This window comes from Micromonospora haikouensis, from assembly GCF_000876225.1.
Classification (GTDB): domain Bacteria; phylum Actinomycetota; class Actinomycetes; order Mycobacteriales; family Micromonosporaceae; genus Micromonospora; species Micromonospora haikouensis.
On the sequence record NZ_JXSX01000001.1, the window covers coordinates 1,793,197 to 1,816,446 of the forward strand.

The following is a 23,250-nucleotide window of genomic DNA, read 5'->3' on the forward strand; positions in this document are numbered from 1 at the left end:
CACGATTTAAGGGTTGCTTCTGAACCCGAGCCGCTGTGCCTCGGCTAGGACCCGCATTGCCTGGGAAGCCTGCTTATCGACGATCGGCCAGCTGTTGTTGATGTAGCGGCCGACGGTCTCAGCCAACTGTCGCTGCCAGGGATGGAGATTCCTCGTCTCCTTGGCCCATCTGGCCAGGGCGAACCATTCGGGGGCGGAGACAGCCATCACTTGGGCGACAACACCGCCGGTGGTGTCATCCTGATCCGGCGGAGCACTGTCCTCAAGCGGCTGGTCCGTCAACTCGGCCAGAAGATCGTCGGGGACGGTCCACGGGACAGCGAGTACGGCCTCCCAGCAGTCCGGGCGCTTCGCCCATTCACCGATGTTCGTGCCACCCCTGACCGGATTGACAATCACCTCGCGAACGGACACGCACAGATCGTCCAAGGCGGCAGCGAGCGCAGGCGACAGACCCTGCTCCCGCCAGAGGCGATCCAGGTCGACGCGCCGGTTGGTGGCCTCTGCCAAGCGGGCGATCGTGTACGACGTAATGTTGATCTTGTAGCCGCCGAAGTCTCTCGCCGCGACGATCTTGTCAGTCGCCTTGAACAAGATCGCCTTGGCAAGCAGGCGTTGCGCGAAGCTCACGTTGACGGTGGGGACGCTCTCACCCATACGTACCATGAGCTCGCGGAAATTCTTTTCGGCCCCTCGGCTGACCAGGTAGGGAAGGCCGCCCCAGGAGTGGATGAACTTGGCCGCATCAGCCTTGGTGAACTTCTGGCCAGTTGGATGCAGGCTTCTGAACTTGCGCTGGTTCGCGGGGGTGCGTTCGCGGGCTAGAGCATCGGTGTACTGCCCTCGGGCGCGCTCGTAGAACCACTTCGTCTCCTGCCCGCTACCGTCGGATGCCGGCGCCCAAAGCGAGCGCGTGACCTGCTCGATGGCCACGTGGAACGGATGATTGGAGCTGAAGTCGACGACCGTGACCTTGTTCTGAGTGTTCGAATACTTGGATATTTCTGGAACGATCTCCTGTAGACGGTCAGGGGAGACCCGGGTCAGCTTCATCTGTACGTGAACGCGACTGAGATCCGCCTTGTCGCGGGTGTGCGCGTAGTGAATCGAGGCCGTTGTCTGACCGCCGTTCACGATCTGTAGATCGTGGATCATGCTGATCGCCTGACCGCCCTCAGGAAGTTCAGTGAACTCCACAGTTGAGGCGGTGGCGGTGATGCCGTTGTTGTAGGCCAGAAAACGGTCCGGATTGTGCAGGAGAGTATCCCGAATTCCCTTGTTGACCCCGCCCTTGGTCTGCAGGAACGAACGAACATTCAGCTCCAATAACCGCGTGCCGTGCTGGCCGTAGAGGTCTGCCAGTTTCTGTCCCGGGATGATGGCCAGAAAGACCGAGTAGTTGCGGTCGGTCTCGGGCGTGGCGAGGCAGGGCAACGGTGGATCGAACTCGACTGCGATTGGCTCGCTGAGAGTTCCCGAGGACGCCAGTCGGTGGAGCCGGGTGAGATCCCAGACTTCATGAGTGACGGCGAGGCCGTCCAGTTCGCGGGGCGGCAGCGTCGAGACTGCGCTGACGGTGTCCGTCAGGAGGAACAGGCGGATCCGCGGAGCATCGGGTAGAGCCTTCTGCACAGCAACGCACATGTCATGCACATCAGACGATTCATCGATGTCTTTGGCCATTCCATCACGACACCTGCGGACGAAGGTCTGCAGCCGCTTGAAATGTCCTTCCGCCTGGCTTCGGGTCAGGCGAGCTCCCTCGGGCTGAAGGCTGAAGTGGGTGATGAACAGGTCCAAGGTCCCAAGGGAATCATTCATCCCGTAGCCGTTGACCTCAAGACCGATCGCCTTGTGGTAAGCAGTGAAGGTGTTCTCCACCTCGCCGGCCTGCTCCAGCTCATCCAACACCCGGCGGGTGAAGGTGTCTGGAGCAGTGGCGTTCTCCGCCTCGGCCGTGGCGAGCACGTCGGCGACGAGTTCCTGCGCGTAGGCCGACAGACTGCTCTGGCTCATGCCTCCCCCTTGACAATGCTGGCGAACCGTTCAGCGGATACACCATAGTGGTCCAGTCCGACCGTGCTGATTCGGTAGCGGCAGCCCCCGACCCCCGGCCGAAGATCGGCTTCCGTGATGCGCGGAAACTCTTCGGTGACGTGCCAGAACTCCGTTGATCGGACGGTGTAGCGGACTTCGTCGTACAGGTGCCGATGTTCGGAGAGGTAGCCTGCACGGATGAGCAGATCATCAATTTTTGCTCGCGCTGCCATCGATGGCGACGTTTCCCTGAGGGAGTCGACGACGGCGTTGAGCGACTCACCGGAGCCGCCCCGACGTTCGTCCAGTGAAAGGTGGGCCAGCAGGAGGAGATCCGTGCCGGTTTCATCAAGTTGCCGCTCGCTCGCAATGGCGATGCTCCGGGGGCTTCTTCCCGTCCCGGTCTTGACCTCGATGGCGCAGGTTGTCAATTCAAAGTCCTGATTTGCCCCCATCGGCCCGCGCCAAGCCGACACCGCCTCGCCAAACGGTAGTACCGGACATAGGTGGTCGCGTAGGACGACAAGCTCCCCGAACACACCTTGCCGTGCCTCTTCGCTGAGCCCGGTGTCGCGGATGGACTGGAGGAGACGGCGCCAGTGCTCAAAGCGTTCGATAGCCGCAGTCAGAGCTTCAGCGGGACCCTCTGCTGTGTATGCCGTCGTGGCGACGTCGGCAATCAACGGATTGAACACCTCGCGCTGCTCGTCGGCCGTAAGGATTACCTGAAGCTCGGTGCTCCCGTCCGGAGCCGTCGCGAACTCGATCGCAAGACCTCGGGTGCTGGGCAATGACGGATAGCGTCGGGCCACCGGTTGCCCTGCGGACGCTGGTACCCGTACGAGGAGCACGCGCCTTCCCGTCGGCTGCTGGACCGCCAGGAAGATGTCGTGCCGGGATCGCGGGAACAGACGCCGGGCGATGATGCCGTACGGGTGATGCTCAGCCTCAAGAGGCGCCCAGTCTTCTTCGCTTACCCTCACTCGTCGGGGTCCTCGTCATCATAGATATCGATCTCCAGCTGCCTCCAGACATCATTGACCACGTACTCGGTCTCGGTCGGGTGCTCCGAGAACGGAAAGCTGATCGCAAAACCAACCAATGGAAGAAGGTCCGCGTTGGCTCTTGCCTCAGGGTGTTCGATCGGGTAGATCAGGAGCAGTGGTTCCTGCACAGGTCGAAACCTCCTGAGCGGCTGCCCAGTGGGAACGGTAGGCTCCTTGAACGTCTCCGCCTTGCCCTTGCGGTCGGCCTCAAGGCGGCGAGCGGTAATAGTCGCTTCCAAGGCGCGTTCTCGGAGTTCGTCGGGAAGGTCCCTGCTCTCATCCGCAGGACTAAGCACCCGCTTGATGGTGTAGCGCCCTGCCTCCGAATCCAGACCGTCCTGCCGGAAACGGGTCACGAGACGTAGTGGATGAGCGCCGATATTCCGCGGCGTGCCGATCGGTGTGCCCACCAGCCTCACGGTCCATCGTGACAGCTCGCCCACTGCGATGCAGCGACGGATGTACTGCGCGATGAGCGCTGGGCGCACGCGGTAGGAGCCGCGGTCAGAGATGTATCCGTCGAGAAATCCGTCGATGATCTCCGTGGGCGAGACGCCTCGCCATACAAGGCTTGTCCCGTCCACCTCGGGACTCTGTTCATCTAAGGCGGTGATGAAGCGTTCGAGGATTTCGAAGTTTCGCCGGACAGCCTCGGGGTGAAGGCTGAAGACCGTCGTCTCTGGGAGCTCGCCGGAATAGCTGAGCCGCACCTTGACGCTGCGTCGCATCTTGTTAGCGGCGGTTACTGCGAGCCCGGCTGGAGAAGCGCGAACGCGCAGTCCGAAACTCTCCGGTGTCTGCCCTAGGCGCGCCATTTCCGCGAAGTCCTGACGGAGCTCATTGTCTGCCGCAGTGATCTCCCCATACGAGTTGAAGAGGTCCGACGTCGTGTACAGCCTGCACAGGTCTTCGTAGCCAGGGCGGTAGCCGAACCAGCGGCCCATCTGTAGCAGCGTGTCGTACATATTCGACGCGCGAAGGTAGTAGCTGACACTGAGACCTTCCAGCGTAAGCCCACGAGATAGTTTTTCCGCGCCGACAGCAATGACGGACAGGCCAGCCTTGCGCTTCTCGTAGTATTCGAGTGCATCGCGGGAGCTGCCATTTACTGCCCGGACCTCGATCTTACGGAGCGCCGGTCGCAACTCCTTCTCGACTTCGCTCCATTGAACCGGCGAGGCAGCCCCGGCTGGAAACATCGCACTGGTGGAACTGAAGTCTTTCTCCCACAGGCTTCGGAGCAGGTCGAGTGTGTGAGCCGCTTCACCGCCCATGCCGTCGCGGAGCCGGTCACGCGTCAGGCTGACGTATTCGTCTATCTGGTCGCGAATCCGGTTCTGCACGCTGACATACCGTGTGACGTGGATGAGCATCGAGTTGTGCTGGGTCCCCTGTCCCCGTACCCGACGAGCAGCGCAGGTCAGGATGAAGGTGTCGATCGCTCGGCGCAGCGAGGAAGGAAGATCCTCGGGCGGTGCCCATTCCTTCTTGTGCCGGCGAGGCATCCAGGCCTCGTAGTCATCGACAGGCCGGAAGATCGGAAGTGCCTTGATCCCGTCGTCGTCAGGATCCGTGGCCTTGAGACCAAACACCCGTTCCGGTCCGAGGTAGTTCGAGGGAGCGGGCAGGCTCTCGATGAAGCTCTCCGGGAACAGGTCGAGCCCGAACGTGTCGTGTTCCGCCTTCGGCTTTATGTAGATGTTGGCGAAGGGCGTCGCGGTGTATCCGACGTACGCTGCCCTGTCGAAGCTGTTGAGTAGATGTCTGATCGATCGGTTGATCGTCGAAGGGTCGGTGTCGTCGTCCTTGGTCGTGTCGACGGATGCGTGATCCGCCTCGTCGTCGATGACGAGGAGGGGGATGTCCCGTACGACTTTGGACCTTCCGTCCCCTGCGGGCACACCTTCAACCTCGACTATCCACTTACGAACATTTTCAAGGATGCTCTTGTGCTTCTTGATCACCAGGACGACGGGATAGTCTCCGATCGGCAGATTCAGGTTCCTGGCGAATTGTTGCTTGAAATCCCCGCCCTCTGAGCTGTTCGTCAGGGAGGCGATCTTGAGGCGTTTTACGCCGGGCATCACGCCGACACCGATGCGTGCCGTGTTGGTGGTTTGGTCGGAGCGCTGCTGGTACTGCGTGTCAAAGCCGAGCAGGCCCTCGTCGATCCGGAGCTGGGTTTGGCTGCGAAGGCTGTTGTGGATGCCGGCCAGGATGACGATGAGCTTGTAACCGGCATCGGCCGCCTTGCAGGCGAAGCCGATGTAGTTGCCGGTCTTGCCCGACTGCACCTGGCCGACCACTAGGCCGGTACGACGCCAAGCGCCCGGACGCCCGGGGTCCTCGATCTGGCGCAGAATACGGTCCGTGCTTTGGTCCAAGCGACGGACAACCCGTGGTGGCATCAGCCGCACATCCTCAAGATAGCGGCGGTAGCGCTCCCAGAAGTCCCAGTTGCGCTCCAGTTGGGCCTCGGTGAGCCACTCAACGTGGTTGCGATCGTCCTTCAAACCAAGTGAGTCGTCCTGCCACACCGCAACCCGAGACTCGATCTCCTTGAGCAGGACATCCCGGTCAAGCTGCTGCCCCCGAGAGCGCTGCATCCTCCAGATCGGATCAACGCACTCTGCGATCTCCTCGTGCCTCGCCTGACGGTCCTGGGGCAGCATTGCGAGCACCAACCGGATTGCCTGCTCCATGGCATCGTCGTTGTCCTGAGGCTGCGCGGTCATGTGGCTCTCCCCGTTGGTCTGATGCTGAAGTTGATGGCGGCGGGGTTGTCAGTGTTGCTGCCAGAAACCGTCGAACTGGTCGAAGGGCGGCATAAGCGCGAGTCGCTCCTTCGCCTCGCGGGGCGTCCGGCCCTGTGTAATGAAGGCGGCGTAAATGCGGTTCGCCACGTCCCCCACCTCCTTCGGTGCGGCTCCCAGAAACGGCTCGGGGTCGTCCGCCACGTCGCCGTCATGCATGATCCGTAGCGCGGCAACCGGAATCGTCTCTTCTAGGAGCCGGATTAGCGCCTTGGCGTTCACCGCGGAGTCAGGTCCGCCCTGCATCACCTCCCGAACCAAAGGGTGGTCCCGGTTGATGCGGCAGCGAATATAGCCATCGCGCTTGTCCACCCGCCATGCGTAGATGAACTCCGCGCCGTGAGTGCGGGCGGCAATCCGACCACGGTGGCTGAGCACCTCTGCTGCCCTGCTGCGGGTGGCGGTACCGATGCGCTGGAGATGGCGTCGTACACCCACCGGGGGCACCGCTGCGGACTTCCGTACGTCGATGGCCCATTCTGCATCCGCCTCGGCGGGGACGTCCACGACGATCCGCGCGAGATTGTAACGCTCGTCGCGTCGGAAGCCGCGGATGCCGAGCCAGTCGCCGGCGAGGATCAATCGGTCCCGCCGGTAGACGTAAAAGCCTTGTTGGTCAAGCCATCCGGCGGGACCGGAAGCCTGTTCCTGCTGCTCGGAGTCCAGCTTCCGTGGATGCGGCAGGATGAACGGCTCGATCCGCACAGTGTGCGAACCGACGGGCAGATCCTCCGTGGGAAGTCGCTGAACCGACGGATGCCCACTGAGGAAAGGATCCCATGCCTTCACTGGAGTGCCGTTGACCGTCATCGTGATTCGGTTCCGGCCGGACAGGAAGCGGGCGAAGACCATACCGAGGTGCTCCTCCACCCGGGTCGCCTCGGTGTAGAACTGCCTTTGAGCTCGGGTGTCCTCCGCAGTCAGGCCACCGACATCGAACCGGTGCAGGCTCCGCCAGATGACCGTCGTGCCAACGCCTCCGTCCGGCCGCAGTTGGACCAGCGTCTGGGTGGTCTCGTCATCGGTACCATGCAGCAGGCGCCACTCGCCGGTGGCGGACACGACTGACAGGTCCCAAGTGCGGACAGCTTCGGGCGCACCCGCCTCGGAGCTTGTCGCAACCGTGAGCCGGGCAGCCTGCGAGAACGAGGCGCTCTTCAGGCCCATCCCGAAGCGACCCAGATCGTCGGATGCGCGAGGCTTGAAGGAGCCCCGCGCGGCGATGGTCATGGCGCTGACGAGGCCTTCGGTCGTCATGCCTTTGCCGTCATCGACCACCGCAACCCATGATGCGGGACCCGCCCAGGTGAAGTAGACGTCGATTCGCCGAGCGCCGGCCGAGACGCTGTTGTCAACGAGGTCCGCCACGGCAGCCTCGACGCTGTACCCAAAGGACCGGAGCGAGGTGATGGTTCCCGCGGGGTCGGGGTTGGCGATGTCGTAGCTCAAAGCAGGTCGGCTCCAGTTGGGCACGGAGTTCGGGCGCCGCCGCACGTCACGCTTGTTGCCGTCCGTGGACCAGTCACCCCTCGCGGCGTTGTGGCGTGACGGACAGCGAGAGTACAGGGAGCGAAGCTGCTCTCATATGGCGCATCAAGATCCTTTCTTGCGTTATGATGGATATGCAGGATTTGCCCATGAATCTTCCGCCGGACGGTTGGTTGTGGCTCGGGCCAACGGTCGGGTTGACAGCAACGCCTGATGTTTCGGCGGAATGTCGGGACGGGGCGTCCTCGCCCCGCGCGGCCTGGCGGTAATCTGCCTGATCGTGACCACTGAAGACCAGCACACCGCCGCCCCTGTTCGTCGTCGTGGGTACGGGGTCAAGCTGGTCCGCGGTCCTTTTGTCCGCCTCGCCCCTCACCCTGAAGCCTGCTCGGAGCCGGATCAGCTTCTTCTCCTGGCATCCAAGCTCAGGGACGGCGGTGGCCGGCTGGCTGCCGATCTCTTCAGCGGCGCTGGCGGCCTGAGCCTGGGATTGGAAGCGGCTGGCTACCAGGTTGTGATCGCGGTGGATCACGACGAGGAGGCGATCGAGACCCACCGGCACCATCATGGTGGGCTGAGTGTCGACTGGGACCTCGGAGACCCGGAGCGGGTTCGGCAGGTGGCTGACCTGATCAAGGCGGCGGGAGTGGAGCTTCTTGCTGGCGGTCCTCCCTGTCAGCCGTTCTCCAAGGCGGGACGTTCCAAGATCAGACACCGGGTGCGTCACGGGCTGCGTGACCCGTACGACGAGCGCAGGGACCTGTGGCGCTCCTATCTTGAGATTGCTCGCATCGCCCGCCCTCGGGCTGTTCTCATGGAGAACGTGCCAGACATGGCACTGGACAAGGAGATGTTCATCCTCCGGACCATGGTCCATGAGCTGGAGTCGATCGGTTACTCGGTGGAGGAGCGTTCGGTCGAGACCTTTCGCTATGGCGTTCCGCAGTTTCGTCAGCGGCTCATACTGGTGGCTCTCCGTGACGGCGTGGCCTTTAGCTGGCCTCAGGAGCAGCGCGAGCGTGTGACTGTGTGGAACGCCATCGGCGACCTGCCGGAGGTTGAAGGCGGATGGCGACCGGCGGGCGGTGCCGAGGGCTGGAGTGAGTACGACCAACCGCACAGCGAGTTCCAACGGCGCATGCGCAAGTCGGTGCCGGATGCTGATGCGAACAAGATCTTCGACCACATCACGCGTCCCGTCCGGGAAGACGACGCTCGGGCCTTCGAGGCGATGGATGCCACCACGAGGTACCGGGACCTTCCGGACGAGGTCAAGCGCTACCGCGAGGACATCTTCGACGACAAGTACAAGCGACTCGACGAACACAATCTGTCCCGCACGATCACTGCGCATATTGCCAAGGACGGGTACTGGTACATCCATCCGCGGCAGAACCGCACCATCACCGTTCGTGAAGCCGCACGACTTCAGACGTTCCCGGACTGGTTCCGCTTCGCCGGGCCGCCATCGGCGGCATTTCGCCAGATCGGCAACGCCGTTCCTCCGCTACTCGGGGAACACCTCGCTGGTGCCGTCCGTGCAGCCCTGGATGATCCGCGACCCGTTCCCGCGACGACGCAGGATATCGCTGCGCTTCTCGCCGCATGGTTCGACAGCGCTGCGGTCCGTGGTCTTCCGTGGCTGAGGGCAGCAACCCGTTGGCAGGTGATTCAGGCCGAGATGTTACTGGACCGTGCGCCGGCTGAGGTGGTGCGCTTCATCTGGCCCCTTCTGGCCCGCTGGCGTGAGCCGCAGGAGACCGTACTCGCGGAGGCCGAGCTGCTTGAGATCAGCAGATGGGCAGGTCGGCCAGGCCGAGCCGGGGCGATTCTGGAACTGGCCGGACGGCTCGCCGACAACCCGGAGCTGCTTCAGGACGATGATCAGCTTCGGCAGGTTCCGGGCCTCGCCGAGTCGGTGGCTGACCTCGCGATTCTCGTGGTTCCAGCCCACGGCGACGAAAACTCCGAAGAGCCGGTGCTCGTGACGAAGGGTGTGCTTCGGATTGCCGCGCGTTTCAGTGGTGATCCTGTCGATCGCCGGAATCGGCTCACGGACGGTCGTTTGGAGATTGCGCGAATGATCGGGATTGACTCGGACGCCCGACGAGCCCACCTTGGCCTGGTCGAGTTGGCCAACAGCCTGTGCCGACCAGTGGAGCCCGAGTGCAACGCCTGTCCGCTTCAGAAGCTCTGCGCTGAATCGCGCGCGGACCCGCTACGACTCTTCTGATTCGGGCAGCAGCGGTTCACGGTTCCAGCCCCAGCGATTGGGCGATCTCCGGGGCCTCCCTCTGCAGCGTCGCTGCGATCCGCTGCCAGGCAGCCCATTCCCCGGACTGCATAGCCGCAGCTCTCAGTGCGAGTCCGGCAGTCGCCGCCGCCTGGGTCGCGGACCGTACGTCCGCGGTCGTGTTCAAGTCCGGAGGAACGGGCTTCTTCTTCGCGCGGGCGCTCTTGCGGTACGCATCGTTGGCATAGACGCACAGTTCATTTACGGGGGTCTCCAGCATCTGACGCAGTTGCGCCGGTAGCGATACCCGCATTTTCGCGACGTTTATGTTGAAGGCCGAGTCGAGGTCGGTACTGAAGTCGATTGAGGCGCGGGCCATCTTGGTGTGCTCGTCAATACCGCGAATGGCGCTCCAGCCACCCCACTGCACCAGCCGGTCGGCGCGGTAGACGTAGAGCCCCTGCTGTCGGTTCCAGTTCAGTGGTCCGGACAGTCGCTCGAACTCGCTTGGGCTGGAAAACTTGTCCCGGGACGGCAGGATGAAGCGTCTCAGGTCAACGTGACCTGAGACGTCACCGACGTTGATCTCGAAGCGCTGCGGCGGAAGCTCGGAGCGATCCTTTTCGTCGGGAGCAAATGGGTTCCAAGGTCGAACCTTCTGACCGTTGACAGTGATGATGATCGGATCGCGTTTACCTGCCCCTTCGAGGAATCGATGGAATACGATTCCCAGGTGCTCTGCCGTCTTCGATGCCAGCGCTTCGAGGCGCCGGCGCGCCCAGCCGCCCTCGGGGCGGTTCTCCGGTAGTACGCGGTCGAGATTCCGCCACAGGACGACGGTCCCCGTCCCTTCGGTCAGCCACTGGCGAGCTCTGGCGACGTCCGGATCTGAGCCGGGGTCGACCACCACCCACTGGTCCCACTCCTCGACGATGTCGAGGTCGAGAACCCGGGCCGAGGTGCGCACGACATCAGGGCTGCTCCGCGAGACCACGGCCACCGAGCGGCATTGCGACAGGGATGCGGTCTTCAGTCCGAGTCCGTACCGTCCGAGTTCACCTGATTTGTAAGTCCGGCGTGTGCCCAGCCGAAGCCCCTCCAGCAGCGCCTTGGGAGACATTCCGCGTCCGTTGTCAGCGATGTACACCCGCGTTCTTGACCCGGCGAACTCGATCATCACCTCGACCCGGGACGCGCTGGCGGCGATGCTGTTGTCGACGATGTCCGCCACCGCGGTCGGGAAGTCGTAGCCGATGTCGCGCAGCGAACTGGTCAGGCGTGCGGCCGACGGTGCGACGTCGAACCACGTCTTGTTGGGCATGCGCCACCTCCGTCATCTCTACCAGTTGAGGACCAGGATGTCACAACCTACGTCGCGATCATGAGGGAGGTTGCCGTGGCTCGTGTGGATGCCGCCATGCCTGTTCGATCACTTCCGCCACGTCTGCAGGATCCTCGTGTTCCCAGAAGTGCCGAACCTGCCAGCCGAGCGCCAGAAGTTCCGCGTCCTTCTCCCGATCCCGTTCGACATTGCGGCGCAGTTTTTCCTGCCACCACTCACGGTTGTTCTTCGGTAGCATCCCGTGCTGCGGGCACTGGTGCCAGAAGCATCCATCAATGAAGATCGCGATGCGTGCTCTGGTGAAGGCGATGTCAGGCCGTCCGGGCAGAGCTGGGTGATTGATTCGGAACCTCAGACCGCGGCGGTGCAGTTCTCGGCGGACGAGTAGCTCGGGTTTGGTGGATGCTCGACGCATCCGTTTCATTTGGTTGGAAACCGTTTCATTCAACGGGGCTGGTTGACCAGCTCTCGGCCTCCCGAAGTTGCTGATCATCGCCATGCGCCCGCATCCTGTCGCGGTGACCATGTCTGTTGCACGCGTCATTCCTACCACTCGCGGCGGACAGCGCCAGCTGTAGTGCGGGATGGCGGTGACCAACACCATCCTGGACGCTGCCGGTTCGCCGAGAGCTGGCGACGGTAGCGATCCCCAACGTAGAGCGGGCCGTCGCTTGCGTGAACACCCAGGTAGAGGTCACCGCTGCTCCGCGATTCCCTCGCTCGGCAACACGTTGACAGCGGAAGGTCACTTTCCCGACCGTCGACCGGCCTCCAGCTGAAGTTTTCCCGGCTTCTTCGTCGTGATGAGATCAGCAAAGGCTGTCCAGGGAGTCCCGTGATCGTTCTCGCGGACGGTCCGGAGCCGCCTCCCGAACTCAGCGGCTATCTCCTCCGACGTGGCTAGCAGCGGCACAGCGGCGGCGATCATCTTCAACTCGCGTGCCTCCCGTAGCAGGGCCCATGAAGGATCGGAGGTCACGTCGTAGCCGTAGGCGACGGCCAGCGTCTCGTGTGCCCCCGTGCGCCCGAACCGGTGTTCGCCCACCGCGACCGCCGCCAGATCAACCTGCCATGGACCAACACAGGTGGCGTCGAAGTCGCACATCACCGTCCGGCCCGATGGCTCCATGAGCAGGTTGCCGACATGCGCGTCGCCGTGGATCAGGCTCCGTTCCGTGCGCTGGTTCAGCGCGGTGACACGTGGCTCTAGGCGGTCGCACCACCGCATAAGGAAGTCGCGGTCACTGCCATGAAGGCCGTCGGCCTCGGCCAGTCGCCTGCGAGCATCGTCTATAGGGTCCCAGGCAGGTAGCGAAATCGGTGACACGTCGAGCGCGTGAAACTCCCGCAGCACCAGGCCGAGGTCTTCTACCGCTGGGGCTGGCGATCCCGGCGGGACGTACTGCCAGACCGAAGCGACCAGGGTGCCGACCTCGATCGGCTGCTCAATGCCCGGTGCCAGGCGGACCGTCGGCGCGTCGATGTCGGCGAACCAGCGTGCAAGCCGGATGACCTTCGGTACCCGGTCGCGGAGCCGGTGCGTACGGGCGATCCGGATAACGACGCCCGAACTCGGCAGAGCGAAGACAGCGTTGTTGGTCAACCGCAGCAACTGTGCGTCCCCGCAGGGAACACCCAAGATGCCCGCGACATCTCGCATTGCCTCCGTCATCACCTGCTCCGAGAACCGCCCGTTCATGCAGCGGCCGCAGCACGGGCGGTGAGCGCTCGCTCGAACGCGGCCACCTCCGGAAGCTCCCGATGCCGTGCCAGATCTCGGCGCAGGTTGACGACACGATCGATCACCCGTCGGGAGCTGATCCCACGTGCCTGCTCCAGCACCCGGGCACCCACTGCGAGGGCTCGCTCCGGCTGGTCAGCGAGGAAGAGCGCGCTGCACAACCCGACCTCGTTCAACACCGTGCTGCGCACGTTGGCCAAGTCGAACGCCGCGACGGCGTCTTCGGTCCAACGCACCGCCTCGGGTGCGTGTCTGCTGTCCTGCCGCGCCCCGTCCCGGTAGACGCGGCCGTACTGGGCGAGCAGCTCACCCCGGTCGTAGAAGCCCATCCACCCAGGCTCACGTTCGTGGCTGATGCGATCGAACTGATCATTTGCCTTGCCCAAGGTGGTCACCGCAGTTTGATGATCGCCAAGCGCGGCAACGGAGGCGGCTTCCGCGCCCCAGAAAAGGGCCTTGACCGCCGGGGTGGCCTGCGATCCGAGTTGGGCGTGCGCGAGTTGAAGCGTCGCGAGGGCATCCTGGTTGTGCCGAAGGTGTTGAAGCTGCTTGGCCTGCGCATAGCGGATCATCGCAGCCAGTGGCGCATCTCCAGCGGTGACGGCGGCCCGTTCGCCAGCGACGAAGTGCCGTTGGGCGTCATCGTGCCTACCCGCGTCGAAAGCCGTCCAGCCGGCCAACTGGCGGGCTGCCGCGACTGCTGCCACCAGACGCGGGGTGAGCCCGGCCGGGTGCGTCCAGTCGAGCATGCGGTACACCGACTCAGCGAAGCGGGCCACCTCCTGATACAGCAGGCCGCCCCCGCATTCGCGATCCACCGATCGATAGAGCGTCAGCACGGCATTCAGGCGCGCGACATCCGCAGCGCCGATGCGTCGGGGCTGCATGATGTCCGTGCTGCCGGTCAGGCCCGCGCCCGCCGCTACGGCGGCGATGCCAGCCAATAGCGCTCGCCGGCCCTTGTCTGGCCCCGGGGGCTGTGGCTCCCGCCTGCTGGTGGCAGCACCCGTCATGTGGCTCCGGCCCGGCGGGGTGAACCACAGGTAGGCCGCAGGGATGCCGAATACCCCTGCCCAGTGGGCCAGTCGGTCCAGGTGCACCAGCGGTGGACCGTTCTCTACTCGGCTCAACTGCGCCTGGGTGATCCCCATCCATCCCCCCACCACGGTCTGCGGCAGCGGGTGCCGCCCGTGGTAGGGATGGCACCGGTACGCCCTGATCACCCGTCCGAGGTGCCGCTCGGCGAGCGCCTGTCGTACCGGCTGGTGCTCCCAGAAGGAAGCGGGCACCACCGGCGGCGTGCTGAGCCGGTCTCGCTCGGCGGCCTGGCAGGGCGTGCAGCGTCCGCTGTCGTTGTCGCGGGCGAGTCGCCCGCCACAGCGTGGGCAGTTCGCAGGTGTCACCGGGAACCTCGCCAATCGCGGGCGGCTGAGTCCGAAGTCGAGCGTATCCAGTCAACCCGCTCCGTGGGGGATCGGTATACGTAGCGCGCATATCGAGGATGCTCACACGCTCGGCTGCTGCGTGTAGTTGGCTGAATGCCGAGTGTGTATGGCGTTCACGATCATCAACACATGGCAGAACCCCTGGCCAGCGTTGATTGTCGACCGCATGGCCCGGGGCGGGTGCTGGGTTCCGGGGCGTGTCGACCCGAACGACGCGACCTCGTCCCCGCCCGCCCCGGTGCCCACTCCGACCGGCACAACATCCAGGGGCGCAGACATCATGGGCATCACCGCAGCGGACCTCCCCACAGGGCCACCAGGCGACGGGCGGCGCGGCGTGACGCCGGCCGAGATCGTCCGTCGGTGGCTGCGGCTGGTGGCGGCGGACGCGGAGCTGTCCCCGTACCTCGTCGGGGTGGATCTGGCCCGGATCGCCGCGCACCTGACGGCGAGCCTGACCGCCGCGCTCGCCGATGAGCCGGCGGACGCCTGGGGCGGGCTCGGCCTGTCGGAGGCGCAGCGCCGGCGGATCGGTGACTACCTGGTCGGGGTGTGCTGGGCGGCCGACCTGCCCGGCGAGCGGATTGCCCACGCGCGCCGGGCGGTGGCCCGATGAGCGTCGCCGAGGTGTGGGCCGGTGACGGCGTGCCGGCGAGGGTGATCGGCCACGACCGGCCGTGCCCCGGCATCGCCATCCTGACCCTGCGCCCTTGGGCGCGGCTGCCGTGCCGCCCCGGCCAGGCCGTCCCCGTCCAAACCCCACGCCATCCCGGGCAGTGGCGTTGGTATTCCCCGGCCAACGCGCCCCGCCCCGACGGCACCGTCGAGCTGCATGTCCGCGCCGTGGCCGCCGGCACCGTCTCGGGCAGCCTCGTCCATGACGTACGCCCCGGCGAACTGCTGCGCCTCGGCCCACCCCGGGACACCGGCCTGCACCTGCGCGACGGCGACCTGCTGCTGGTGGCCGGCGGCACGGGGCTGGCCCCGCTGCGCGCCCTGGTCGAGCAGGTCGCCGCCACCCCCGACGGTCGCCGGGTCACGCTGGTCGTCGGCGCGCGCACCTTCGCCGAGCTGTACGACGCGATCGCCCTCGACAAGCTTCAGCGCGCCCACGACTGGCTGACCATCGTGCCCGCCGTCTCCCACGATCCGCACGCCGATCCGACCGAGCAGGGCGACGCGCTCACCCTCGCCCTGCGCAACCACCGACCCCACCAACAGGTGTACGTCTGCGGCCCGCCCGCCATGGTCGACATCGCCCGCCTCTGGCTGCCCCTAGCCGGAGTCCCCGAGGACCGTCTCCACCTGCCAGCCCCGGCGACCCCGCTGACGGGACCCCGCCGCCTCCCCCTCCCGCCTCGGTGATCAAGAGAAAAGTGTCAGAGTTGATCTCGACGATGACGCAAACTTCTTGATCACCGAGGCGAGGATCGGGGGCCGGGCCGGGCCGTGCGGCCGGGCGGTGACGCTCTACAGTCGACGGTTCCGACGATCTTGCGGCGAGGGGGTGCGGATGCGGATCGGCATCAACACGTGGGCGTGGGCGGCCCCGCTGACCGACCGGGCGCTCGCCCGGCTGGCCCCCCGGATCAGGGCGTGGGGCTTCGACGCCATCGAGCTGACCGTCCAGGCGCCCGGCGACTGGGACCCCGCGTCAGCGGCCGACCTGCTCGCCGGGCTGGAGCTGGCCCCCGCCGTCTGCGCGGGCCTGCTGCCCGAGCACGACCTGCTCGCCGACGACGAGGAGGTGCTGCGGCGTACGGAAGGATTCGTCCGGCACTGCGTGCGGGTCGCGGGCCGGGTGGGTGCCGCCGTGGTGGCGGGCCCGCTCTACGCCCCGGCCGGCCGGCGGTGGCTGCTCGACGCGGACGCCCGGCGGGCCGCCACCGCACGCCTCGTGGCGCGGCTGCGGCCGCTGGCCGAGGAGGCGGCCGGGCAGGGCGTGACGATCGCCCTCGAACCGCTCAACCGGTTCGAGACGAGCCTGCTCAACACCGTCGAGCAGGCGCTGGAGGTGGTGGACGGCGTACCCGGGCTGGGCCTCGCGCTGGACACCTTCCACCTGAACATCGAGGAACGCGACCTGCCGGCCGCGATCCGGCTGGCCGGCGACCACCTCGCGCACGTCCAGGTGTGCGGCAACGACCGGGGGGTGCCCGGCGGCGACCACCTCGACTGGTCGGGGATGTTCGACGCCCTGACCGGCATCGGCTACTCCGGCCAGGTGAACGTCGAGTCGTTCACCGCCGAGGCCCTGGCCGTGCCGATGTCCGTGTGGCGGCCCCTCGCCGCCGGCCCCGACGCCCTCGCCGTCGAGGGGCTGGCGTTCCTGCGCGGCCTGACCGGGCGTAATCTCCGGTAACCACGGGGGGAGAGTCGATGCTCGGGCTGGAGGTGCCGCCGTCCGTCGAGGCGGAGCGGGTCGTCAACGCGGTGCTGGCCGACCTGCGCACCGGTGACCACCGGGGGGTCGTCGTCGACTCGCCGCCCGGTGCCGGCAAGTCGACCCTCGTCGTCCGCGCCGCCGTCGAGCTGGCCGCCGCCGGGGAGCCGCTGATCATCGTCGCGCAGACCAACGAGCAGGTCGACGACCTCATCGACCGGCTCGCCCGCAAGGCCCCCGGGCTGCGCATCGGCCGGCTCTCCGCCACGGAATACAGGCCGACCGACCGGGTGAAGGACCACCCGACGGTCAAGGTGGCCGCGAAGGTCGCCGACCTCGGCGAGCCGGCCGTCGTCATCGGTACGGCCGCCAAGTGGGCCATGGTCACCGAGGGCTGCTGGCCGTGGGCGATCGTGGACGAGGCGTACCAGATGCGGTCCGACGCGTTGTTGCGCGTGGCCGGCAGGTTCGAGCGGGCCCTGTTCGTGGGGGATCCCGGGCAGCTCGACCCGTTCTCCACGGTCGAGACCGTGCGCTGGACGGGCCTGACCTGGGACCCGATGCAGTCCGCAGTGGCGGTGCTGCTGCGGCACAACCCGCAGTTGCCGGTGCACCGGCTGCCGGTGTCGTGGCGGCTGCCCGCGTCGGCGGCCCCGGTGGTCGCGGCGGCGTTCTACCCGTTCACCGGGTTCCGGGCGGGCACCGGCCGCGACGACCGGGTGCTCGCGTTCACCGACGCCGGGCCGGGGGACGCCGTCGACGCGGCGGTGGAGCTGGCGGCGTCGACGGGCTGGGCGCTGTACGAACTGCCGGAGCGGCACACCCCGCGTACCGACTCCGAGGCCGCCGCCGCGTGCGCCGCGCTGGCGCTGCGGGTGCTGGCGCGCGGCGCGGTCGCCGTCTCCGAGCACGCGCCGGCCGGCGCGCCGGTCACCGCCGACCGGATCGCCGTGGGGGCCGCGCACCGCGACCAGGTCGCCGCCATCCGCGCGCACCTGGGCGCGGCCGGGGCGGGCATCACCGTGGACACCGCCAACCGGCTCCAGGGCCGCGAGTACGACGTGACGATCGTGCTGCACCCGTTGTCGGGCCGGCGGGACGCGACCGCCTTCCACCTGGAGTCGGGGCGGCTGTGCGTGCTGACGTCCCGGCACCGGCACGCGTGCGTGGTGGTGGCGCGGGCGGGCATCGCGGAGCTGCTGGACGCGCACCCGTCGACCGAGCCGGTGCACCTCGACGTGCCGGTGAAGTTCCCCGACGGCTGGCAGGCCAACCAGGCGATCCTCGACCACCTGCACGGGAGATTGGGGTAGATCTTGGAAGTCCTGGGCCCCTGGAGGGGCCGTTCGCTTCCAAGATCTATCAGGTGTGGCCTGGGGCCAGCGCCCATGCTGTGACGCCTGCCAGGGCTAGCAGCGCTGCCGCGAGCATGCACCAGAGGAGCACCTGGCGCGGTGACGCTCCCGGCGACCCCGTCGGCACCGCCGGGACGGCGGGAGCAACGGCGTCCGGCGGGCTCACCGGCCACCTGCCCACGGCGGTGACCGGAGCGGCCGGATCAGCGGGCGGTGCCGTCGCGGCCACGTACGGGATCGGGTTCTCCTCGATGTGGGCCTGCATGGCACGGGCCGCCAGCCGGAGGCACCACAGGCCCCGGTCGGGCCGCAGGTCCTCGAAGGTGGTGCAGGTCAGCGCCTGGGCGATCAGGGAGAGGCGGGCCTGCCTGCGCCAGATCGCCGCGCCCGCGAGCGGCTGAGCGTACGCGGTGCCCACCTCGTCGGCGATCCGGACGAGTTCCGCGACGGGCGCGGGTAGCGTGCCCGGTCGCCCCCGCTGGGGGTGGACGAGATAGTCGATCAGCGCCTCGGACTCGTCGCGGGTGAGGCCGGGGACGTACCGAAGCACGGTGGCCAGCAGCAGGGCGGCGACGTCGCGGGTCAGCGGGGCCTCCGCGTCGACGGCGCTCAACCCGACCAGCGAGAACCGCTCGGGGTGCGGCCGGCCGTCGGCCCCGCAGGGCACGAGCACGTTGCCGCCGTGCAGGTCGCCGTGGGCGAAGCCGGCGTGGAAGCGGACCGGCTGGCGGTGGTGCGGCGACGCGGGGTCGACGGTCCGCAGCGGGTTCGGCAGGGGCCGCGAGTCGATGAGCAGCGACTCTGCGCCACCGTGGAAGCCGAAGATGCTCATCGCGTGGTGGATCTTCTCCCACGCGCCGGCGGCCCTCAGCTCCCGTTCGAGGTACGGGCCGAGGGTGGTCTCGCGGGCCGGCGGGCCGGCCGTTGCGGGGGCCGGTGGGATGCTGTTCCACTCGTGCAGCACCGCCTCCAGCACAGCCCGGAACGCGGCGAGCAGGTCCTCGCCGTCCAGCTCGTCGAGGCCCCGCACCTGGGCGCCGCCGTCGGTCGTCTCCTGGAAGTCGCTGGTCGGCTCCTGGAACATCAGCCGTCGGCCGTCGCGCAGGTCGATCGGCGGGAAGATCTGCTCGGCCAGGTGCTGCCGGGCGAAGTCGCCCACGGTGGCGCGCGCGGTGGCCCGTGACCACTGCGGGCCGCGCACCTCCCGGTGTCGCGAGCGGGCCGGCAGGACCTTGACGAAGACCTTCCGGGTGGGCTCCCGGCCCGGCGGCGCCGGCTCGGTGAGCCGCGCGACGAAGAGTGTGCCGCCTCCGTAGCCCCGGTCGAGGCGCGTCTGCGGCGGGACGCTGATCTCCCGGTCGCACTGCTGCCCGAAGTCCTCCAGCGCCGCCCTGAGCGTGGGGTCGGGTACGTAAGGTTCGAGGGGTTCGCCCATGTCCGACGTCGGGCCCTTCACGAGGGAAAGTGAATGTGGACGATCGGGATGCGTCGTCCAAGAAGGGTGTCGCGCGCGGAGTAGAAGCTACCTCAGGGCGGGGCGAATCAGGGGGATACGCGCAGCGGGCTGCCAACCTACTTAAAAGTAGTTCCGGCCGGGCTCAGCCGGCGTACTGGTCGCCGAACTCGCGGACGCCGTCGACGTCGACGGTGATCCGGCTGTTGTCGGTCCAGGTGCCGGTGGCGGCCCGCCAGCTCGGGTCGTCCCGCTCGTCGACGGCGGTCCAGTTCTGCCGGTGGAAGCGGAGCTGGATCGGCCCGCTCGACTCGCCGGGGGCGAGGGTCCCGCCGGTGAAGGTGAGCCGGACGTGGCCGGGTACGGGCGTGCCCGGCACCGGGTACCGCGTCGCGGTGGGGACCGGCGTGGGGCTGCTGCCCGGGGGCGGGGGCGGCGGCGCGGGCGGCAGGTAGAAGAACAGCTGCCGCTGGATCCTGTCGCAACCCAGCGCCGCCCAGTCGCACTCCGTCACGAGGGACGTGTTGCCGCCCTCGAAGGTCAGGTGGTAGTCCACCCGCACGGTGCGCAGGTCGAGCGGCTGCGTGCCGGTGTTGACGACCTGCGCGACGAACTGGATCTGGTTGTCCGTGGGCGCCCAGTCGAGGTTGAGGTAGCTGACCTTGGCCCGGCCGTACGCGGTGCGCAGGTCGGTGGTCGCCGACGTGTCGGAGTAGCCGCCGATGGTGTGGGCCTGGATGGCGACCCGGTATTCGGTGCCCGGCGGCAGGGCGGTCAGCGTGATCGAGGGCGTCTGCGTGCTGCCCAGCCCCCGGTACGTGTTGGGGCCCAGCGGCACCAGCACCTCGTACGTGATGGGTTCGGTGCCACCCGGCTCGCCCACCCACGCCGACGGTGCCCAGGTGAGAGTGAGCTGGTGCGGCTCGTTGGCCACGACGACCGGCGCGCCGGGCGTGGTGAGGGCCGGGCCGTCGTCGGCGCGGGCGGCGGTGACGGCGAGCAGGCTCAGCAGGCCGGCGACGGCGGCTGCGGCGGTGACGCGACGGGCACGCATGACCGGCAGCCTATTGGTCGATGGCCGTCGATGAATATGGCCGACCGGTCCGATGCGGCCGTCCGACCGTCCAGGGGCGGCGGGGCCGCGCCCAGGCCCCTACGATCGGTCGATGTTCCGTCCGACCTATCCGATCCGCACCGCGCGGCTGGCCCTGCGCCCGGTCGCGCTGGACGACCTCGACGACGTGCACGCCTACCAGAGCCGACCCGACGTCACCCGCTGGATGCTCGACGCCGGGCCACGCACCCGCGCGCAGGCGCTCGCCTCGGTGACCGCCATGGCGGGCGAGGACGCGCTGCGCGCCGAGGGCGACTGCCTGGCCCTCGCCGTGGTCGCCGACGCGCGGGTGATCGGGACCGTCGAGCTGGTCTGGCGCAGCGCGGCCGACCGCACCGCCGAACTCGGGTACGTCCTGCACCCCGACCACCACGGGCGCGGGCTGGCCACGGAGGCCGCCACGGCCCTGCTGGACTGGGGGTTCGGCGAGTTCGGGCTGCACCGGGCCTACGCGCGGTGCCACGCCCGCAACGAGGCGTCGGCCCGGCTGATGGCGCGGCTCGGCATGCGCCAGGAGGCGCGCCACGTCGAGAGCTACCTGTTCCGCGGGGAGTGGGCCGACCGGCTCGTCTTCGCGATCCTGGCCCGGGAGTGGCGGGAGCGCCAACCGCCGCAGGGGTGATCGACTGATCACCCTCGGTCAAGGGGGTGAACCATCGATGGTCACCGTCCGTACCCATCGCCGTGAAGACGACCGAGCTGCGAGCGGGGCCGACAGTCAGGGTGGCGGAGACGATCCGGGCGGTGAGCGCCGACCTCGGGCCGTCCTGGGCGGCGACCGCCGCCGCCGTCGACCGGGCGGCCGCCAACTTCCTGGACACCGTGAGTGACCGCCTGCCCGGACTGCTGCCCGAGCGGGACCACACCGTGGTCTTCGCCGCGCTGGGCCGGCTGGCCGGTGGCGTCGACGACACGGCCGGGCGGGCCGCCGCGCTGGCGGTCCTGGCCCGGGCCCACCGCGGCGTCGGCCTGCTGCCGCAGCACGCCGACCTGCTCGGCGACGCCCTGCTCGCCGCCGTCGCCCGGGAGAACCGGGCACACTGGACGGCCGCCCTCGCCGGCGGCTGGGAACGCGGGCTGCGTCGGGCGGTCACCGCCGTGCGCCGGGCCGCCGCCCGAGTCGGCGACGGGCCGGCGTGGTGGCGGGCCGAGGTGGTCGCCCACGACCGGGCCACCGACGGCGTGGCCGTGCTCACCGTACGCCCGCGCAGGCCGCTGCCGTACCGGCCGGGGCAGGCGGTTCCCGTCTGCGCCCCGCGCCGGCCCGGCGCCTGGCGGTGGTACTCCCCGGCGAACGCGCCCCGCCCCGACGGCACGGTCGAGCTGCACGTGCGCGCCGTCGCCGCCGGCACCGTCTCCGGCACCCTCGTCGACGGGGTACGCCCCGGCGAGCCGCTCCTGCTCGGCCCGCCCTGCGGGATCAGCCTACTGCTCGACCCCAGCCCCTGGCACGACCTGCTGCTCGTCGCCGGTGGCACGGGGCTCGCGCCGCTGCGCGCCCTCGTCGAGCAGCTCGCCGCCGCCCCGGACGGTCGGCGGGTGACCCTGGTCGCCGGGGCGCGCACCCCGGCCGACCTCTACGACCGGGCCACCCTCGCCGAGCTGGAGGCCGCCCACGAGTGGCTGACGGTGGTGCCCGCGTATTCCCACGACCCGGCGGCCGGCCCCGCCGAGCAGGGCGACGCGCTCACCGTCGCCCTGCGCCACCACGCGGGCGACCAGGAGGTGCACCTGTGCGGGCCGCCGCCGATGGTGGCCGGCGCGCGGCTGCGGCTGCTCGCCGCCGGGGTGCCCGCCGACCGCATCCACCTGCCCGACACCTTCGACCGCTGACGGCCCCGCCCGGACGCGCCAATGGCGGGCCTGCCGGGGCAGGCCCGCCATTGGGGTCGCCCGCTCAGGCGGGCACGTAGTCGAACGTGTCGGGGTTCGGGCCCTGCCGGCCCGCCTCGCCCCGGTCCAGGCCGGTGATCCGCTCCATCGTCGCGTCGTCCAGCTCGAAGTCGAAGATCTGGAAGTTCTCCGCCATCCGCTTCGGGTTGACCGACTTGGGGAAGACGATGTCGCCGCGCTGCACGTGCCAGCGCAGCACGACCTGGGGCACGGTGCGCCCGACCTCCTCGGCGACGTCGACGAGGGTCGGGTCGTCGAGCACCGCGCCCTGGGCGATCGGCGACCACGCCTCGGTGAGGATGTTGTGCGCGTGGCCGTACGCCCGCACCTCCTCGTTGCCGAGGTAGGGGTGCACCTCGATCTGGTTGACGGCCGGCACCACGTCGGCCTCGGCGGCCAGCCGCTCCAGGTGCGGCACCTGGAAGTTGGACACGCCGATCGAGCGGGCCCGACCGTCGCGCCGGAACTCCTCCAGCACCTTCCAGGTGGAGACGAAGTCACCGTCGTAGAGGGTCGGCAGCGGCCAGTGGATCAGGAACAGGTCGATGTGGTCCATCTTCAGCGCGGCGAGGGTGGAGTCGAACGCGCGGCGGGCGTCGTCGGGGCGGTGGAAGCCGTTGTTCAGCTTGCTGGTGACGAAGACCTCGTCCCGGTCCAGGCCGGAGGCGCGCACCGCCTGGCCCACCTCGGCCTCGTTGCCGTACATCTCGGCGGTGTCGATGTGCCGGTAGCCGATCTCCAGGGCCCGCCCGACGGCCTCGGCGGTGTCCTCCGGCGCGATCTGGTAGACCCCGAAGCCGAGCTGGGGGATGGTGTTGCCGTCGTTGAGCGCGATGTCGGGAACCGTGTTCGCCATGTCGGCCGTCTCTCCCATCGTCAGGGGCCCGGGGCGCGCGGAGGCCGCGCG

The 23,250-nt window shown here is 68.0% G+C and carries 18 protein-coding genes; 7 read left to right on the forward strand and 11 right to left on the reverse strand.

Annotated elements, in window-relative coordinates:
• Positions 1–6 precede the first annotated feature (6 nt).
• Genes TK50_RS07895 through TK50_RS07910 form a run of 4 tightly spaced genes read right to left on the reverse strand, consistent with a single transcriptional unit; the run spans position 7 to position 7,345 of the window.
• Positions 7–2,016: an AIPR family protein gene (locus TK50_RS07895; protein ID WP_043962127.1), complete on the reverse strand. Its 2,010-nt coding sequence runs from the start codon at positions 2,014–2,016 to the stop codon at positions 7–9.
• Positions 2,013–3,020: a PD-(D/E)XK motif protein gene (locus tag TK50_RS07900; protein WP_043962128.1), complete on the reverse strand. Its 1,008-nt coding sequence runs from the start codon at positions 3,018–3,020 to the stop codon at positions 2,013–2,015. Before TK50_RS07900 ends, TK50_RS07895 begins: the two co-directional genes overlap by 4 nt.
• Entirely contained in the window at positions 3,017–5,818 is a 2,802-nt protein-coding gene (locus TK50_RS07905) for a Z1 domain-containing protein (RefSeq protein ID WP_043962129.1), read from the reverse strand. Before TK50_RS07905 ends, TK50_RS07900 begins: the two co-directional genes overlap by 4 nt.
• Before the next feature lie 48 nt (positions 5,819–5,866).
• Positions 5,867–7,345, reverse strand: coding sequence for an ATP-binding protein (locus TK50_RS07910; RefSeq protein ID WP_043962130.1), 1,479 nt, complete (start codon positions 7,343–7,345; stop codon positions 5,867–5,869).
• A 319-nt stretch (positions 7,346–7,664) separates the two neighbouring features.
• Between TK50_RS07910 and dcm the strand changes: the two genes are divergently transcribed.
• Entirely contained in the window at positions 7,665–9,617 is a 1,953-nt protein-coding gene (gene dcm, locus TK50_RS07915; RefSeq protein WP_052503827.1) for a DNA cytosine methyltransferase, read from the forward strand.
• 16 nt (positions 9,618–9,633) lie between these two features.
• On the opposite strand, the gene TK50_RS07920 is transcribed toward dcm, so the two are convergent.
• From TK50_RS07920 to TK50_RS07930, 4 genes are all read right to left on the reverse strand, one after another.
• Positions 9,634–10,938 (reverse strand): ATP-binding protein, encoded by a 1,305-nt coding sequence (locus tag TK50_RS07920; protein ID WP_043962131.1) that lies wholly within the window; start codon positions 10,936–10,938, stop codon positions 9,634–9,636.
• A gap of 58 nt (positions 10,939–10,996) precedes the next feature.
• Positions 10,997–11,458, reverse strand: coding sequence for a very short patch repair endonuclease (locus TK50_RS32845; protein WP_241773955.1), 462 nt, complete (start codon positions 11,456–11,458; stop codon positions 10,997–10,999).
• A gap of 246 nt (positions 11,459–11,704) precedes the next feature.
• Positions 11,705–12,658, reverse strand: coding sequence for a phosphotransferase (locus TK50_RS07925; protein ID WP_043962132.1), 954 nt, complete (start codon positions 12,656–12,658; stop codon positions 11,705–11,707).
• Complete coding sequence (locus tag TK50_RS07930) at positions 12,655–13,851, reverse strand: NsdA family TPR-like regulatory protein (RefSeq protein WP_241773956.1); 1,197 nt, start codon at positions 13,849–13,851, stop codon at positions 12,655–12,657. Before TK50_RS07930 ends, TK50_RS07925 begins: the two co-directional genes overlap by 4 nt.
• A 574-nt stretch (positions 13,852–14,425) precedes the next feature.
• Between TK50_RS07930 and TK50_RS07940 the strand changes: the two genes are divergently transcribed.
• From TK50_RS07940 to TK50_RS07955, 4 genes are all read left to right on the forward strand, one after another.
• Positions 14,426–14,761, forward strand: coding sequence for a globin family protein (locus TK50_RS07940; RefSeq protein ID WP_241773957.1), 336 nt, complete (start codon positions 14,426–14,428; stop codon positions 14,759–14,761).
• On the forward strand, positions 14,758–15,510 hold the full coding sequence (locus TK50_RS07945; RefSeq protein ID WP_082106213.1) for an FAD-binding oxidoreductase: 753 nt from the start codon (positions 14,758–14,760) through the stop codon (positions 15,508–15,510). The genes TK50_RS07940 and TK50_RS07945 overlap by 4 nt, the downstream gene beginning before the upstream one ends.
• Positions 15,511–15,658: 148 nt before the next feature.
• Entirely contained in the window at positions 15,659–16,507 is an 849-nt protein-coding gene (locus TK50_RS07950) for a sugar phosphate isomerase/epimerase family protein (protein ID WP_043962136.1), read from the forward strand.
• A 17-nt stretch (positions 16,508–16,524) separates the two neighbouring features.
• A complete protein-coding gene (locus TK50_RS07955) occupies positions 16,525–17,841 on the forward strand; it encodes an AAA domain-containing protein (RefSeq protein WP_043962137.1) in 1,317 nt (438 codons plus the stop codon).
• Between the two features lie 49 nt (positions 17,842–17,890).
• Here the strand turns inward: TK50_RS07955 and TK50_RS34110 are convergent, their stop codons facing one another.
• Both TK50_RS34110 and TK50_RS07965 read right to left on the reverse strand, forming a co-directional pair.
• Positions 17,891–19,339, reverse strand: coding sequence for a hypothetical protein (locus TK50_RS34110; RefSeq protein WP_043962138.1), 1,449 nt, complete (start codon positions 19,337–19,339; stop codon positions 17,891–17,893).
• 142 nt (positions 19,340–19,481) lie between these two features.
• Positions 19,482–20,390, reverse strand: a complete 909-nt coding sequence (locus tag TK50_RS07965) for a cellulose binding domain-containing protein (RefSeq protein WP_229403906.1) — start codon at positions 20,388–20,390, stop codon at positions 19,482–19,484.
• A 112-nt stretch (positions 20,391–20,502) separates the two neighbouring features.
• Between TK50_RS07965 and TK50_RS07970 the strand changes: the two genes are divergently transcribed.
• Positions 20,503–21,072, forward strand: a complete 570-nt coding sequence (locus TK50_RS07970; protein ID WP_043962140.1) for a GNAT family N-acetyltransferase — start codon at positions 20,503–20,505, stop codon at positions 21,070–21,072.
• Between the two features lie 122 nt (positions 21,073–21,194).
• Complete coding sequence (locus tag TK50_RS07975; RefSeq protein WP_043964087.1) at positions 21,195–22,283, forward strand: FAD-binding oxidoreductase; 1,089 nt, start codon at positions 21,195–21,197, stop codon at positions 22,281–22,283.
• A 64-nt stretch (positions 22,284–22,347) separates the two neighbouring features.
• Here TK50_RS07975 and TK50_RS07980 read toward each other — a convergent pair whose 3' ends face one another.
• Positions 22,348–23,199 carry an aldo/keto reductase gene (locus TK50_RS07980; RefSeq protein ID WP_043962142.1) on the reverse strand — a complete coding sequence of 284 codons (852 nt, stop codon included), beginning with the start codon at positions 23,197–23,199 and terminating at the stop codon, positions 22,348–22,350.
• Between the last annotated feature and the right edge of the window lie 51 nt (positions 23,200–23,250).

Excerpts from the sequence above, each read along its gene's own strand:
- TK50_RS07895 (WP_043962127.1), bottom strand. The coding sequence starts at position 2,016 with ATGAGCCAGAGCAGTCTGTCGGCCTACGCGCAGGAACTCGTCGCCGAC.
- TK50_RS07905 (WP_043962129.1), bottom strand. The coding sequence starts at position 5,818 with ATGACCGCGCAGCCTCAGGACAACGACGATGCCATGGAGCAGGCAATC.
- TK50_RS07920 (WP_043962131.1), bottom strand. The coding sequence starts at position 10,938 with ATGCCCAACAAGACGTGGTTCGACGTCGCACCGTCGGCCGCACGCCTG.
- TK50_RS32845 (WP_241773955.1), bottom strand. The coding sequence starts at position 11,458 with ATGGCGATGATCAGCAACTTCGGGAGGCCGAGAGCTGGTCAACCAGCC.
- TK50_RS07925 (WP_043962132.1), bottom strand. The coding sequence starts at position 12,658 with ATGAACGGGCGGTTCTCGGAGCAGGTGATGACGGAGGCAATGCGAGAT.
- TK50_RS07930 (WP_241773956.1), bottom strand. The coding sequence starts at position 13,851 with ATGGGGATCACCCAGGCGCAGTTGAGCCGAGTAGAGAACGGTCCACCG.
- TK50_RS07940 (WP_241773957.1), top strand. The coding sequence starts at position 14,426 with ATGGGCATCACCGCAGCGGACCTCCCCACAGGGCCACCAGGCGACGGG.
- TK50_RS07945 (WP_082106213.1), top strand. The coding sequence starts at position 14,758 with ATGAGCGTCGCCGAGGTGTGGGCCGGTGACGGCGTGCCGGCGAGGGTG.
- TK50_RS07950 (WP_043962136.1), top strand. The coding sequence starts at position 15,659 with ATGCGGATCGGCATCAACACGTGGGCGTGGGCGGCCCCGCTGACCGAC.
- TK50_RS07955 (WP_043962137.1), top strand. The coding sequence starts at position 16,525 with ATGCTCGGGCTGGAGGTGCCGCCGTCCGTCGAGGCGGAGCGGGTCGTC.
- TK50_RS07965 (WP_229403906.1), bottom strand. The coding sequence starts at position 20,390 with ATGCGTGCCCGTCGCGTCACCGCCGCAGCCGCCGTCGCCGGCCTGCTG.
- TK50_RS07970 (WP_043962140.1), top strand. The coding sequence starts at position 20,503 with ATGTTCCGTCCGACCTATCCGATCCGCACCGCGCGGCTGGCCCTGCGC.
- TK50_RS07980 (WP_043962142.1), bottom strand. The coding sequence starts at position 23,199 with ATGGCGAACACGGTTCCCGACATCGCGCTCAACGACGGCAACACCATC.